The following is a 13413-nucleotide window of genomic DNA, read 5'->3' on the forward strand; positions in this document are numbered from 1 at the left end:
CCTGTCCGGCGAGGCAAAAAAAAACAGCAGGCCGAAGCCTGCTGTTTTTCCGAATGATGGTGCGCCCGGAGAGATTCGAACTCCCGACCGCCTGGTTCGTAGCCAGGTACTCTATCCAACTGAGCTACGGGCGCACGGTGTACTGCGTTTCCATCATTGTCACTGGTGCGCCCGGAGAGATTCGAACTCCCGACCGCCTGGTTCGTAGCCAGGTACTCTATCCAACTGAGCTACGGGCGCATGCGACAGCGATGTTTTTGCTACTGGCACCAACGGCGGGGCTGGTGTTCCTGTTGATGGTGCGCCCGGAGAGATTCGAACTCCCGACCGCCTGGTTCGTAGCCAGGTACTCTATCCAACTGAGCTACGGGCGCGTTGCAACAGGAGCGGAATTATGCGGATTGCCGCCGCATCCGTCAACGTCTTTGTGAAGGCTTTCATTCAAATGAACGCAATAATGCTTCGGAAACCGCGGCGGGTGACTTCATCCAGCTGAAATGATCCGCGCGTGTTCCCAGCGTTGCCGCGTCCAGCACGGCCAAGGTGGCATCCACCCGTGGCAGCTTGGCCAGCAATGCCTGCATGGAGCCGGTCGGCGCCAGCCAGTCCCCGGCCATCAGCACGGCCTGCGCACGGCCGCGGACACCACGCAGCTGGCGTTCCAGGTCTTCGTCCATGCCGGCGGCCGCGTAGCGGTTGCTCAATCCCACCTTGGCCCAGTCGCTGATCAGGCCACGTGCTTCGGTGCCGCCGAAACCCAGGCGTCGCCCGTGCAGTACGCCCTGGCGAAGCGCCAGCCAGGGCAGGAAACGGTAGGCCAGCGGCAGCAGCCATGCACGCGGCGGCGGAAAGCTGCGCCACCACGGGGTGCCGCTGGCGACCAGCCACAACTGGGTGAAATGGGCGGTGGCGCGACCGGCATGCACGCAGGCCAGTTGCCCACCCAGGCTGTGCCCGCCGATGATCCAGCGTCGTCCGTCCGGTTGTGGATCATGTCGCGCCAACAACCCTTGGCTGGCCGGCAGGTCCTGCTCGAGCAGTTGCCGGTATCCCCAGTCCTGCGTGCGCGACGGGCGTAGTGAACTGCTGCCGTTGCCACGCCATTCATGCAGGTACACCGCGATGCTGTGCGCGGCCAGGGCCTGGGCCAGCGGCAGGTAGTGGCGTGCAGCCACGCCGAGCGCGGGCAGCCATAGCAACCGTGCACGCGGGGAATCCGGTATGACGTGCAGCAGCTCGAAGCAGTGGCCATCCCCCGCCTGCAGCGCGGTGCTGCCCACATCGCCGCTCATGCGTGCGTCGCCGCGCCGAAATGATCCAGCACCAGCACATCGCTGCGCCCGGGTGTGTAACCGTGCCGCAGGCCGCGCGCCACGTAATCGATGCCGGCCTCGCAGGCATTGGCCAGGCTCAGGCCATTGCATAACTGCGCGGCGATGGCCGAAGCGAGCGTGCACCCGGTGCCATGTGCATCCACCGAAAGTCGCGCATGGATGAAGGTTTCGCTGCTGACCGTATCGAAGAACCGGTCGATCACCCGGCTTCCTTCCAGCAGGTGGCCGCCTTTGAGCAGTACCGCGCCCGCGCCCATGTCCAGCAGCGCTGCCGCTGCCTGCTCGGCATCTTCGCCATTGCCGATGCGCCGACCGACCAGCAATTCCGCTTCCGGCGTGTTCGGCGTGACCAGCGTGGCCAGCGGCAGCAAACGGCTGCGCAGCGCGTCCAGTGCACTGCCCTCCAGCAGCCTGGCACCACTGGTGGACACCATCACCGGGTCGAGCACGACGTGCGTGGGATGGTGTTTTTCCAGCGCATCGGCGACGCAGTGGATGACCTCGGCATTGGCCAGCATGCCCAGCTTCACCGCATGCACGTCGAAGTCGTCGAAGCACGCCTCGATCTGTGCCTGCAGGAAGGCGATCGGCGGCACATGTACCGCGGTGACGCCACGGGTGTTCTGCGCGGTCAGTGCTGCGATGGCCGACAAGCCGTGCACGCGATGGGCGGCGAACGCCTTCAGGTCGGCCTGGATGCCGGCGCCACCGCCGGAATCAGAGCCGGCGATGGTGAGGACGGAGACGGGAGTATTCGGGCTCATCCGCCGATTGTGCCTGCTTGCCGGGTGACGGGCCATGCCCCTGCCGGTAGCGCCGGGCCACGCTCGGCGAGCGCAGCCATGCGCGCTATAGGCGGCGCATGGCCCTGCTCACCAGCCACCGTTGGGATGGAACTCGGAGAACACCGCGGTCGTCGGGTCGAATACCGCGCCCCAGGACATCGCGCCGCCATCGCAGATCCGGATCGCCTGGCGGGCGGGATTGATATTGCTGCCGTCGGGCAGCTTGAACGCGTTGACATAGATCAGTTCGCGGCCATCGGCTTCGATGCCCACGTACTGGCGGTCGAAGTCCACGGCGTCGGCCACCTGGTCCCGCAACGTCGGCAACTGCGCTTCCAGTTGTTCCACCTGCTGCCGGCTCGGCGCCCAGTAGCCGGTGACCCGGCCAGCGTCGCGGCCAGGGCTCGGCCGCGAGCAGGTGTCGAGCACCTGCGCGGCCACCACCGGGCGGGTGACTACCCAGGACTGCCCGGTCTTCAACGCGGTTGGCACGCTGGGCGGCCCCTGCAGGGTGCTGCAGGCGCCGAGCAGGGCGCCAGCAGCCAGCAGCAACAGCAGGCGCATGCAGCGGCTCACAGCACCTCCGAGGCATAGTCGGCCAGGCGCGAACGCTCGCCACGACGCAGCGTGATGTGCGCGCTGTGCGGCCAGTTCTTGAAACGATCCACCGCGTAGGTCAGCCCTGAGGTGGTTTCGGTCAGGTACGGCGTATCGATCTGCTCCACGTTGCCCAGGCAGACGATCTTGGTGCCCGGGCCGGCGCGGGTGATCAATGTCTTCATCTGCTTGGGGGTGAGGTTCTGCGCCTCGTCCAGGATCAGGTAGCGTGACAGGAAGGTACGTCCGCGCATGAAGTTCAGCGAGCGGATCTTGATCCGGCTGGCCAGCAGGTCGTTGGTCGCCGCGCGCCCCCAGCTGCCGCCTTCCTGGGTGTGGGTGAGCACTTCCAGGTTGTCGGTCAGCGCGCCCATCCATGGCGTCATCTTCTCTTCTTCGGTACCCGGCAGGAAGCCGATGTCTTCGCCTACGCTCACGGTTGCGCGGGTCATGATGATCTCGCGGTAACGCTGCTGGTCCATGGTCTGCGCCAGGCCGGCGGCAAGCGCCAGCAGGGTCTTGCCGGTGCCGGCGGTGCCGAGCAGGGTGACGAAATCGATCTCCGGATCCATCAAGGCGTTGAGCGCGAAATTCTGCTCGCGGTTGCGCGCGCTGATGCCCCATACCGCGTGGCTGCCATGGCGGAAGTCATCCACCAGCGACAAGGTGATCTTGTCGCCTGCCATCTTGCTGACGCGCAGTTCGACTTCGTCATCGCCGGGCAGGTAGACGTACTGGTTCGGATACCACTCCTCGTCATCCAGCGCTTCGATCTCGTAATGCGTGCGGCCCTTGTCGCTCCAACTGCGCAGGTCGCTGCCGTGGCGCTTCCAGAAATCTTCCGGCAGTTCGGTGGCGCCGGTATAGAGCAGGCTGAAATCGTCCAGCGCGCGGTCGTTTTCGTAGTCCTCGGACACGATGCCGGCGATGGCGGCCTTGATCCGGAGGTTGATGTCCTTGGAGACGAATACCACCGGGATGTCCGGTGTTTCTTCCTGCAGCGCGAGGATCGCACCGAGGATGGCATTGTCCGGGATGACCTTGCCAAAGCTCTTGCCGGCGTCGAAATGGCTGGTCTGGAAGCGCAGCTTGCCGGCGCTCTGCTTGCCGCGCAGCTGCAGGCCGTTGGGCAGTTGCAGCGGGATGCCGTCGGCCAGCTTGTCCAGGCCCGAGGCCTGCACCAGTTCATTGAGGAAACGGCTGACCTGGCGTGCGTTGCGGCTCGCCTCGGAGGTTCCCTTCTTGCCATTGTCCAGTTCTTCGATCACCTGCATCGGCAGGTAGACATCGTGCTCCTCGAATTTGAACAGCGCGGTGGGATCGTGCATCAGCACATTGGTATCCAGCACGTAGATGCGCTTGCCTCGGGTCATCATCGGTTCCTGGTGGGCGGACAGGGAAAAGCCACCGCGGCCTGCAGGGCAGGGTGGTGGCGGACGAAGAGAACAATGGGAGTCACTGTGCTTGCGCGGCCTTCAGTGCGTCCAGCACGGCATCGGCATGGCCGGCGACCTTGACCTTGCGCCAGGACTGCACGATGCGGCTTTCCGGAGAGACCAGGAAGGTGCTGCGTTCGATGCCACGCACCTGCTTGCCATACATGTTCTTCAGCTTGACCACGTCGAATGCACTGCACAGCGCCTCGTCGGCATCGCTGACCAGCGGGAACCGGAAGCCCTGTTTCGCGCAGAAGTTGTCATGCGACTTCACCGAGTCGCGGGAGACGCCGAGCACCGTGGCGCCGGCCTGTTCGAACCGTGGCAGCAGCGCATTGAAGTCGATGCCTTCGGTGGTGCATCCCGGTGTGCTGTCCTTCGGATAGAAGTACAGCACCAGCCATCTGCCGGCGAAATCGCCGAGGGTGGCGTGGGCGCCGCCGGACAGGGCCAGCGGCAGCGAGAGGGTGGTGCGGTCCAGGGTGTCGCCGTTATCCATGGGGTCCTTCTGCGTGCCTGGGGTCATGCCACTACAACGACAAGCTACTACAGTTGCATGAAACATCGCGCGCCCGTGACGAACGCGCGAAATCGTCAGAACTTCATCGGGTCCATGATCGCGTCCAGGTTCAGGTGGTCGCAGAACTCCAGGAAGTCGTCGCGCAGCGCGGCGATATGCATGTTGGCGGGAACACCGATGGTGACCTGCGCGCTGAACATTTCCGCGCCGGTCTGCATGGCACGGTAACGCGTGCTCTGCAGGCTTTCGATGGTGATGCCCTGGCGGTCGAAGAAGTCGGCCAGCTGGAACAGGATGCCAGGCTTGTCGGCGGCGATCACTTCGACGATGTAGGGCAGCAGGTTGGACTGCGCCTGCTTGGCCTCGGTGCGGTACCAGACCAGCTTCAGGCCTTCCTCGCGCTCCAGCCGGGTCAGCATGGCCTCCAGCTTGGCCACCGAATCCCAGGAGCCGGTGGCCAGGGCGGTGACCGAAACATCGCGGCCCACGGTGGACAGGCGGGCATCCACCAGGTTGCAGCCGCTGTCGGCGATGCGACGGGTGACTGGCAGCAGGGGGGACTCCGGATGCGTCGTGTAGGCGTTGATCAGGAGATGGTTTTCGCTGGGCGAAGGGCGCGCGGTGGTGTCGGTCAAGGCGATTCCGGGGTAATGCATGCGTGAGTCTGAATGCCCGCAACGGGCGGGGATTCACCAGCGTCCAGCATACTTGCCCGCGCTTTCGCGCCGCAAGTAACATGGGCAGCGCCTGGGCCTTCGTGCGGCAGGCGTTTATCCCCCCCTACAGCCAAGAGCAGCACGCCTTGTCCCTTTCCGGCCTCATCACCGCGCTGGCGACCCCGTTCCGGGCCGACGGTTCCCTCGACCCCGATGGTTGGCAGCGCCTGCTGCACCTGCAGCTGGAAGGGGGCGTGCACGGCGTGGTCGTGGCCGGTTCCACCGGCGAGGCGGCTACCCTGACCGACGACGAATACGACCTGCTGCTGGCAAGCGCGGTCGCGCGCGTTGGCGGGCGGGTGCCGGTGCTGGCGGGTACCGGCCTGTCCGGTACCGCGAAAACCATCGAGCAGACCCGCCGGGCAGCCGCCGGGGGGGCGACCCATGCGCTGGTGGTCACACCGCCCTACGTGCGGCCGACCCAGGCCGGACTGATCGCCCATTACCGGGCCGTGGCGGACCAGGGCGGCCTGCCGGTGGTGCTGTACAACGTGCCGGGACGTACCGGCTGCGACCTGTTGCCGGAGACCGTGGCCGAACTGGCCGACCATCCCAACATCGTCGGCATCAAGGAAGCGGTGGGTGATGTCGGGCGCGTCAAGGCCCTGCTGGCCCTGCGCAGTGACCATTTCGCCGTGCTCAGTGGCGACGACGGCAGTGCCGCGCGCTCCATCCAGGCCGGCATGGACGGGTTGGTCTCGGTCGGCTCCAATGCCTTGCCGGGCGCCTACCGCCGGATGTGCGAACTGGCCGCCGCCCACGATCACGCCGCCACCGACAGCTGGGACGCGCGCCTGCAGCCGTTCCATGATTTCTGTGGCGTCGAATCGAACCCGATCCCGGTCAAGGCGCTGCTGCGCCGGATCGGCATCGGCCATGACCTGCGCCTGCCGCTGCTGCCGTTGTCGGCAGCGCACCAGCCCGCGGCCGAGCATCTTGCCGGTGACATCGCCGCGCTCGAAGCCCTTTCCAGCCACTGACTCCTCCAGTGGCCTGATCCAGGAGATTCCCATGCGTCAATCCGTTTCCACCTTCCGCGTGCTGTCCATCGCGATCCTTGCCCTGGGTACCGTCGTGGCGACCACCGGCTGCTTCAAGAAGGGCGCGCGCGGCGACTATGCGCTGGCCCCGGAGATGCGTCCGCTGGAAGTCCCGCCGGACCTCACCGCACCGGCCGGCAGCACCACGGCTGCGACCACCGGTGAAACCGGTTCGGTGCTGGCCTCGCAGGCGTCGCGTCCGGCCTCGGCTCCGGCTGAAGCCGCCCCGGCAGCTGCGGCTGCCGGCCAGCCTGCTGCCGCGCCGGCCAACAATGCCTCTGGCTTCATCGTGGCGGCAGACAGGGACCAGGCCTTCGCCCAGGTCGGCACCGCGCTGGAAGGCATCGATGGGCTGACCATCGCGACCCGCGCGCAGTTGCTGGGCTCGTACGACGTGGCGTTCGAAGGCAGCAATTTCCTGGTGCGCGTGGTGGCCGTGGATGCAGGTGCCTATGTTTCCGCCGTCGATCCGCGTGGCTTGCCGGCTACCGCCGAGGCGCCGGTCAAGCTGATCGCCGCACTGAAGGAAAAGCTCGCACCGTAAGCGTTCCGTGGCACCGGGCCATGCCCGGTGCCCTTGGATGCACGGATGCAGCAACGGAAAAGGGCGCCATCGGCGCCCTTTTTTCCGACCGCAAGCTGGCTTTCAGCGCTCCAGCAGCTTCAGCTTGTCCGGCTTGCCATCCCACTCGCCGGCATCGGCGGGCGGGTCCTTGCGCACCGTCAGTACCGGCCAATCCTTCGCCAGTTCGGCGTTCAGCGCGACGAAGGCCTCCTGTCCGGCCGGCACGTCATCTTCCGGGAAGATCGCGTTGACCGGGCACTCGGGCTCGCACAAGGTGCAGTCGATGCACTCATCCGGGTCGATCACCAGGAAATTCGGGCCTTCGTGGAAGCAATCCACGGGGCACACTTCCACGCAATCGGTGTGTTTGCACTTGATGCAGTTTTCGGTGACGACAAAAGGCATAGGGGGAGAGGCAGATCCGTCTTCAAGCCGACAATTCTAGAACAGGTTGGGCATCGGCGTCGGCTTGGCGGGCTGATCGGTCGGATTCGGCAATCGCCTCCGCGCGATTGCAGATCCGCCCATCGCCCTGCATGCGCCCGCCAGGGCAATCTTTTGCCGCAGTGCACATTGCCTTCGCATGCGGCAGCCCCCCAGACTTCGCTGTCTAGCGGTAGACAACGGCGTCAGCGCCGTGCGTGTGGTGGGAATCGTATGAGAACCTGCTAGACCCAGTACCTGCCGCGCTGAGCGGCAGGCGTCCCCGGCAACCGGATCATCCCATGTCCCAAGTGATACCTGTCTCCACCAGCGCGCGCGGCGAGAATACCGCCTTCATCGTGCTGATCAGCTGCGTGGCCACCATCGGTGGCTTCCTGTTCGGTTTCGATAGTGGTGTCATCAACGGCACCGTCGACGGCCTGCGCATGGCGTTCAACTCCAGCGAGGCGGCGCTCGGTTTCGAAGTGGCTTCCATGCTGCTGGGGTGCGCCATCGGCGCGTTCGCCGCCGGGCGGCTTGGCGACCTGCTGGGGCGCCGCAGCGTGCTGATCATCTCCGCCGCGCTGTTCCTGTTGTCCGCGCTGGGTGCCGGCGCGGCGCATGCCTCGTGGCTGTTCATCACAGCGCGTGTGATCGGCGGCTTCGCCGTCGGCGCGGCCAGCGTGATGTCACCGGCCTATATCGCCGAAGTGGCTTCGGCACGCTACCGCGGCAAGCTGGCCACGGTGCAGCAGATGGCGATCATCAGCGGCCTGTTCGTTGCCTTCCTCAGCAACTTCCTGCTGGCGCGCGCCGCCGGCGCCTCGACCGAGCCGTTGTGGCTGGGCCAGGAGGCATGGCGCTGGATGTTCTGGATGCAGTCCATCCCTTCGCTGGTGTTCCTGGTGCTGCTGCTGGCCATTCCGGAAAGCCCGCGCTTCCTGGTGGTCAAGGGGCGTCGTGGTGAAGCGGCCGCGGTGCTGTCCCGGTTGTACGGTCCAGCCGAAGCCGAGGTCAAGCTGGGAGAGATCGAGGCCAGCCTGGCACAGGACCAGCACAAGCCTTCGTTCGCCGACCTGAAGGACAAGACGTCGGGCAAGCTGCGCGGCATCGTATGGGTCGGCATCGGGCTGGCCATCCTGCAGCAGCTGGTCGGCATCAACGTGGTGTTCTACTACGGTGCCGTGCTGTGGCAGGCGGTCGGTTTCTCCGAGAACGATGCGCTGCTGATCAATGTATTGTCCGGCGCGCTGAGCATCGGTGCCTGCCTGGTCACCGTGCTGCTGATCGACCGGATCGGACGCAAGCCGCTGTTGTGGGTCGGCTCGGTCGGCATGGCGGTGTCGCTGGCACTGATGGTGGTGGCGTTCTCCAGCGGCAGCCTGGTAGATGGCAAGCTGCACCTGTCCGACGGCATGGGGCGATTGGCGCTGGTGGCGGCCAATGTCTACGTGGTGTTCTTCAACATGTCCTGGGGCCCGGTGATGTGGGTCATGCTGGGTGAAATGTTCCCGAACCAGATCCGTGGTTCGGCGCTGGCGGTGGCCGGCGCGGCGCAGTGGACGTCGAACTTCGCCATTACGGTGAGCTTCCCGATCCTGTTGACCGGCATCGGCCTGGCGGGTGCGTACGGCATCTATACCGTAGCGGCATTCCTGTCGATCTTCTTCGTGCTGCGCTACGTGCGCGAAACCAAGGGCAAGGAACTGGAGCAGATGGAAGGCTGATGCTTGCCGGTGGGCCGGGCTGGCGACGCGCCATGCCCGGTGCCTGCCGGGCGCGGCCTGTGCGATACCTGGTGCAGGTCGCGCTGCGCGTTCGCCGGGCATGGCCCGGCGCTACCGGCAGGTGGGTGGATCACGAAAACAAAAAAGCCCGCTTCTGGCGGGCTTCTTGCTTCCTGCTGCGGTGACTGGTGCTCCCTAGGGGACTCGAACCCCTGTTTTAGCCTTGAGAGGGCCACGTCCTAACCTCTAGACGAAGGGAGCGTTTGAAGTGTCACTGCCGGGGCAGGCGCGCTAGTATATGCATCTCGATGCCATTGGGCAATCCCGAAACTTCAACCGGAAGCGCCAACATCAATTCCACCGCGACATCCCCGATCAGCCTGCGCGTGATTCCGCGCGACCAGCACACCATCTCCCGCAAGGACATCAGCCCCAACGCCCTGCGCGTGCTGTATCGCCTGCGTGATTCCGGCTTTGCCGCCTACCTGGTGGGCGGCGCCGTGCGCGACCTGCTGGTCGATGGCCATCCCAAGGACTTCGACGTAGCCACCGACGCTACGCCCGAACAGGTCAAGCAGTTGTTCCGCAACTGTCGCCTCATCGGCCGCCGCTTCCGCCTGGCCCACGTGGTGTTCGGCCGCGAGATCATCGAGGTCGCCACCTTCCGTGCCAACAGCGATGACGGCAGCGGCGACCGTGAGATGGAAAACGGCATGCTGGTGCGTGACAACGTGTACGGTTCCATCGAAGACGATGCCATCCGCCGCGACTTCACCTGCAATGCCCTGTATTACACGGTCGAAGATTTCTCGGTACGTGATTACACCGGCGGTTTCGAAGACGTGCAGGCGCGCCTGATGAAGTTGATCGGCGATCCGGAACAGCGTTACCGCGAAGACCCCGTGCGCATGTTGCGTGCGATCCGGCTGGCGGCCAAGCTTGGCTTCCAGATCGAAGAAAAAACCGCCGCGCCGATCCCGCAGTTGGCCGGGCTGCTCAATGAGGCCGCGCCGGCGCGCCTGTTCGAGGAAGTACTCAAGCTGTTCCTGTCCGGCCATGGCGTGGCCAGTTTCGAAGGCCTGGAGCGCTATGGCTTGTTGGCCGTGCTGTTCCCGGAAAGCGCCATCGCCCTGCGCGCGAACCGCAGCGGTGCGCTGCGCCGCATGTTGATCGAGGGCCTAGCCAATACCGATCTGCGCGTGGCCAATGACGAGCCGGTGTCGCCGTCTTTCCTGTTCGCGCTGCTGCTGTGGCCCGCGTTCTGTCGCGCCCAGGCTACCCTGCTCAAGCAGGGGGTGGCCGAGGAAGAGGCGCAGCGCCGTGCCGCCGACCGGGTCACCCTGCACCAGCTGACGACCATTGCCCTGCCGCGCAGGTTCTCGTTGCCGATGCAGGAAGTCTGGCTGCTGCAGGCGCGTTTCGGTTCGCGCCAGCGCAAGCGCGTATTCCGCACGTTGACCCATCCGCGTTTTCGTGCGGCATTCGATTTCCTGATCCTGCGCCAGGTGGCATCCAGCGAGCATGCTGCCGACGTGGCGTTCTGGCGCGAGGCGCAACAGCAGTCCGGCCGCGAACTGGAGTCGGCGCTGGACGTGCTGCACAGCCAGGACGAGCTGGATGAAGACGGTGCACCGCGCAAGCGCCGCCGTCGCCGGCGTCGCACCGGCGGTGCCGCCGCGCCTGCGGCCGAGTAAGCATCGTGGTCGAGGCGTGGATCGGGCTGGGGGCGAACCTCGGCGATGCGGCCGGCACGGTCCGCGCCGCGCTCGCCGCGCTCGGCGAACTGCCGGGCACGCGCATGCTGCGTGCCTCTTCGTTGTATGCCACCCCGGCATGGGGCAACCTGGACCAGCCGCCATTCGTCAATGCGGTGGCCGGCGTACATACCGGGCTGCAGCCATTGCCACTGCTGCGCGCGCTGCAGGCGCTGGAGCAGCGGTTTGGCCGCGTGCGCGATCCGGCGCTGCACTGGGGGCCGCGCAGCCTGGACCTGGACCTGCTGCTGTATGCCGACCAGGTCATCGACCTGCCGGAGTTGAAGGTGCCGCATCCGTTCCTGCACCAGCGCGGTTTCGTGCTGGTGCCATTGGCTGAAGTGGCGCCGGACCTGGCAATTCCGGGGCATGCCCGGGTGCGGGACGCAGTAGTGCAGGTGGACGCCTGCGGGATCGCGCCGATAAGGGGATAATGGCCGAGTTATCACCCCCGGTTATCTCCTAATGAGCACCCACGCAGACAGCAAGCCCTGGACGGTCCCGGCGCTGGCCGAGGCAAAGCGCAACGGACAGAAGCTGGTCATGTTGACCGCGTACGACGCGGGATTTGCCCGCACTTTCGACAGCAATGGCGTCGACCTGATCCTGATCGGCGATTCGCTGGGCATGGTGGTGCAGGGCCATGATTCCACCTTGCCGGTCACCGTGGCCGACATGGTCTACCACACCCGTGCGGTGGCCCGCGTGCTGCAACGCGCGCTGCTGGTCGCCGACCTGCCGTTCGGTGCCGATGCGACCCCCGAGCGTGCCTTCGAGGCGTCCCTGCAGTTGCTGCAGGCTGGCGCGGAGATGGTCAAGATCGAAGGCGCCGGATTCAAGCTGGACATCATCCGTTACCTGGTGGAGCGCGAAATCCCGGTCTGCTCGCACCTTGGCCTGACCCCGCAGTCGGTACTGCGGCTTGGTGGGTACCGGGTCCAAGGGCGCGGTGATGCCGCCCGCCAACTGGTGGAAGACGCCAGGGCGGTGGTCCAGGCCGGTGCCAGCCTGCTGGTGCTGGAATGCCTGCCGACCCCGGTGGCGGCCGAGGTCACCGCGGCCGTGGCGGTGCCGACCATCGGCATCGGTGCCGGCCCGCAGTGCGATGGGCAGGTGCTGGTCATGCACGACCTGCTCGGCCTGGACAGCGGGCATCGCCGTCCGAAGTTCGTCAAGGATTTCCTGGGCGAAGGCGGTTCCGTTGCCGGGGCAACCCGTGCTTATGCCGATGCAGTACGCAACGGCTCCTTTCCCGACGCAGAGCACGCCTACGCATCATGATCGAGACCGTTACCGAACTTTCCCGGCTGCGCACCGTGGTCAGCGGCTGGAAGCGTGAAGGCCTGCGCGTGGCATTGGTGCCCACCATGGGCAACCTGCATGCGGGCCATTATTCACTGGTCACGCTGGCGCGGCAGTATGCCGACCGCGTGGTATCCAGCGTGTTCGTCAACCCGACGCAGTTTGGCCCGAACGAAGATTTCACCCGCTATCCGCGTACGCCGGAAGCCGACACCAGCGGCCTGCAGGCCGCCGGCTGCGACGTGCTGTGGTTGCCGACGGTGGAGTCGATGTACCCGTTCGGGGTCGACCTTGCCGCCAATGTCAGCGTGCCGGGAATCAGCGGGCTGCTTGAGGGCGCGCATCGTCCCGGCCATTTCGATGGCGTGTGCACCGTGGTGTCGCGCCTGTTCAACCAGGTGCAGCCGGATGTCGCGGCCTTCGGCAAGAAGGACTTCCAGCAACTGGCGGTGATCCGCCAGATGGTGGAAGACCTGGCGTTCCCGATCCAGATCATCGGTGGCGAGATCGTCCGCGAGGACGACGGCCTGGCGATGAGTTCGCGCAACCAGTACCTCAATGCCGAACAACGGCCTGCGTCGACCACGATCCACCGCGTGCTGTTGGGCATGCGCGAAGGCTACGCTGCCGGCCTTCCTCGTGGGCGTATCGAGGCCGATGCAACTGCAACGTTGCAGGCCGCCGGCTTCCAGGTGGATTACGCCGTCGTGCGTACCCCCGACCTGGTCGAGCCGCCGCATGAAGGTGGGCCGCGCGTCGCGTTGATTGCCGCGCGCCTGGGCAGCACGCGGTTGATCGACAACCTGGAGTTCTGAAAGGTCGCCAGCGGAGTCAGGTCCCTTGCGGCCCCGCCACGACAGATCGGACCTCCCGCGTAGCTGCAAGGAACCGGAATTCCGTGCGCTCGGAGTTCGCCTTGTCATTGCGGGCTGCCTGCTCCCAGGCGGCCTGCATGGCCAATGCCTCAAGCCTGGCGATCTCGCGCAGCACGGGATATCGCCCATGGAGGTTCGTGACCGGCGCTGCCGGCCGTGCGCGGCCGGCAGGCGGCATGATCGCCGGCGCCGCACGCTGTGTTGCCGGCTGGTCCCGGTTGCACACTGCCGCAGGCGCTCGTGGCGCCTGCCGGGCCTTTGGCGGGCGGCCTGCAGCCTGCCGGGGTGGGGTAAATCGGGCAATCAGGCCCTTGACGGGCACGCGGGTAAGGGTTGCAG

At 65.9% G+C, this 13413-nt stretch carries 14 protein-coding genes and 4 tRNA genes; 7 read left to right on the plus strand and 11 right to left on the minus strand.

Features of this window, described 5'->3' with window-relative positions:
• Window positions 1–57 precede the first annotated feature (57 nt).
• From H4O11_RS01990 to H4O11_RS02030, 9 genes are all read right to left on the minus strand, one after another.
• A tRNA-Arg gene (locus H4O11_RS01990) sits at window positions 58–134 on the minus strand.
• A 29-nt stretch (window positions 135–163) separates the two neighbouring features.
• Window positions 164–240, minus strand: a tRNA-Arg gene (locus H4O11_RS01995).
• 57 nt (window positions 241–297) lie between these two features.
• Window positions 298–374: transfer RNA gene (locus H4O11_RS02000), tRNA-Arg, on the minus strand.
• Window positions 375–437: 63 nt separating this feature from the next.
• Window positions 438–1292 carry an alpha/beta hydrolase family protein gene (locus tag H4O11_RS02005; RefSeq protein ID WP_182337759.1) on the minus strand — a complete coding sequence of 285 codons (855 nt, stop codon included), beginning with the start codon at window positions 1290–1292 and terminating at the stop codon, window positions 438–440.
• The gene (thiD, locus tag H4O11_RS02010; protein WP_182337760.1) at window positions 1289–2098 is read right to left on the minus strand and encodes a bifunctional hydroxymethylpyrimidine kinase/phosphomethylpyrimidine kinase; all 810 of its coding nucleotides are present in this window, start codon (window positions 2096–2098) and stop codon (window positions 1289–1291) included. Before thiD ends, H4O11_RS02005 begins: the two co-directional genes overlap by 4 nt.
• A 108-nt stretch (window positions 2099–2206) precedes the next feature.
• Window positions 2207–2683: a hypothetical protein gene (locus tag H4O11_RS02015; RefSeq protein WP_182337761.1), complete on the minus strand. Its 477-nt coding sequence runs from the start codon at window positions 2681–2683 to the stop codon at window positions 2207–2209.
• Between the two features lie 8 nt (window positions 2684–2691).
• Window positions 2692–4089, minus strand: coding sequence for a PhoH family protein (locus H4O11_RS02020; protein ID WP_182337762.1), 1398 nt, complete (start codon window positions 4087–4089; stop codon window positions 2692–2694).
• Between the two features lie 82 nt (window positions 4090–4171).
• Window positions 4172–4651 (minus strand): peroxiredoxin, encoded by a 480-nt coding sequence (locus tag H4O11_RS02025; protein WP_182337763.1) that lies wholly within the window; start codon window positions 4649–4651, stop codon window positions 4172–4174.
• Window positions 4652–4746: 95 nt separating this feature from the next.
• The gene (locus tag H4O11_RS02030) at window positions 4747–5307 is read right to left on the minus strand and encodes a glycine cleavage system transcriptional repressor (protein ID WP_246333259.1); all 561 of its coding nucleotides are present in this window, start codon (window positions 5305–5307) and stop codon (window positions 4747–4749) included.
• Window positions 5308–5474: 167 nt separating this feature from the next.
• Between H4O11_RS02030 and dapA the strand changes: the two genes are divergently transcribed.
• Together dapA and H4O11_RS02040 are read left to right on the plus strand one after the other, a co-directional pair.
• Window positions 5475–6368, plus strand: a complete 894-nt coding sequence (gene dapA, locus H4O11_RS02035; RefSeq protein WP_182337764.1) for a 4-hydroxy-tetrahydrodipicolinate synthase — start codon at window positions 5475–5477, stop codon at window positions 6366–6368.
• 31 nt (window positions 6369–6399) lie between these two features.
• Window positions 6400–6972, plus strand: a complete 573-nt coding sequence (locus H4O11_RS02040; RefSeq protein ID WP_182337765.1) for a hypothetical protein — start codon at window positions 6400–6402, stop codon at window positions 6970–6972.
• A 102-nt stretch (window positions 6973–7074) separates the two neighbouring features.
• Here the strand turns inward: H4O11_RS02040 and fdxA are convergent, their stop codons facing one another.
• Window positions 7075–7398 (minus strand): ferredoxin FdxA, encoded by a 324-nt coding sequence (gene fdxA, locus H4O11_RS02045; protein ID WP_182337766.1) that lies wholly within the window; start codon window positions 7396–7398, stop codon window positions 7075–7077.
• A gap of 320 nt (window positions 7399–7718) precedes the next feature.
• Between fdxA and H4O11_RS02050 the strand changes: the two genes are divergently transcribed.
• A complete protein-coding gene (locus tag H4O11_RS02050; RefSeq protein WP_182337767.1) occupies window positions 7719–9143 on the plus strand; it encodes a sugar porter family MFS transporter in 1425 nt (474 codons plus the stop codon).
• A gap of 186 nt (window positions 9144–9329) precedes the next feature.
• On the opposite strand, the gene H4O11_RS02055 is transcribed toward H4O11_RS02050, so the two are convergent.
• Window positions 9330–9404, minus strand: a tRNA-Glu gene (locus H4O11_RS02055).
• Window positions 9405–9457: 53 nt separating this feature from the next.
• Here H4O11_RS02055 and pcnB point away from each other — a divergent pair.
• From pcnB to panC, 4 genes are read left to right on the plus strand one after another with little or no spacing between them, the layout of a single operon-like run.
• On the plus strand, window positions 9458–10837 hold the full coding sequence (gene pcnB, locus H4O11_RS02060; protein WP_182338385.1) for a polynucleotide adenylyltransferase PcnB: 1380 nt from the start codon (window positions 9458–9460) through the stop codon (window positions 10835–10837).
• Between the two features lie 5 nt (window positions 10838–10842).
• Window positions 10843–11331, plus strand: a complete 489-nt coding sequence (folK, locus tag H4O11_RS02065) for a 2-amino-4-hydroxy-6-hydroxymethyldihydropteridine diphosphokinase (protein ID WP_182337768.1) — start codon at window positions 10843–10845, stop codon at window positions 11329–11331.
• 31 nt (window positions 11332–11362) lie between these two features.
• Window positions 11363–12178: a 3-methyl-2-oxobutanoate hydroxymethyltransferase gene (gene panB, locus H4O11_RS02070; RefSeq protein WP_182337769.1), complete on the plus strand. Its 816-nt coding sequence runs from the start codon at window positions 11363–11365 to the stop codon at window positions 12176–12178.
• A complete protein-coding gene (panC, locus tag H4O11_RS02075) occupies window positions 12175–13014 on the plus strand; it encodes a pantoate--beta-alanine ligase (protein WP_182337770.1) in 840 nt (279 codons plus the stop codon). Before panB ends, panC begins: the two co-directional genes overlap by 4 nt.
• The last annotated feature ends 399 nt before the right edge of the window (window positions 13015–13413 follow it).

The organism is Stenotrophomonas tumulicola, from assembly GCF_014117215.1.
In the GTDB taxonomy this organism is placed as follows: Bacteria; Pseudomonadota; Gammaproteobacteria; order Xanthomonadales; family Xanthomonadaceae; genus Stenotrophomonas; species Stenotrophomonas tumulicola.

Excerpts from the sequence above, each read along its gene's own strand:
- H4O11_RS02005 (WP_182337759.1), bottom strand. The coding sequence starts at position 1,292 with ATGAGCGGCGATGTGGGCAGCACCGCGCTGCAGGCGGGGGATGGCCAC.
- thiD (WP_182337760.1), bottom strand. The coding sequence starts at position 2,098 with ATGAGCCCGAATACTCCCGTCTCCGTCCTCACCATCGCCGGCTCTGAT.
- H4O11_RS02015 (WP_182337761.1), bottom strand. The coding sequence starts at position 2,683 with ATGCGCCTGCTGTTGCTGCTGGCTGCTGGCGCCCTGCTCGGCGCCTGC.
- H4O11_RS02020 (WP_182337762.1), bottom strand. The coding sequence starts at position 4,089 with ATGACCCGAGGCAAGCGCATCTACGTGCTGGATACCAATGTGCTGATG.
- H4O11_RS02025 (WP_182337763.1), bottom strand. The coding sequence starts at position 4,651 with ATGGATAACGGCGACACCCTGGACCGCACCACCCTCTCGCTGCCGCTG.
- H4O11_RS02040 (WP_182337765.1), top strand. The coding sequence starts at position 6,400 with ATGCGTCAATCCGTTTCCACCTTCCGCGTGCTGTCCATCGCGATCCTT.
- fdxA (WP_182337766.1), bottom strand. The coding sequence starts at position 7,398 with ATGCCTTTTGTCGTCACCGAAAACTGCATCAAGTGCAAACACACCGAT.
- H4O11_RS02050 (WP_182337767.1), top strand. The coding sequence starts at position 7,719 with ATGTCCCAAGTGATACCTGTCTCCACCAGCGCGCGCGGCGAGAATACC.
- panB (WP_182337769.1), top strand. The coding sequence starts at position 11,363 with ATGAGCACCCACGCAGACAGCAAGCCCTGGACGGTCCCGGCGCTGGCC.
- panC (WP_182337770.1), top strand. The coding sequence starts at position 12,175 with ATGATCGAGACCGTTACCGAACTTTCCCGGCTGCGCACCGTGGTCAGC.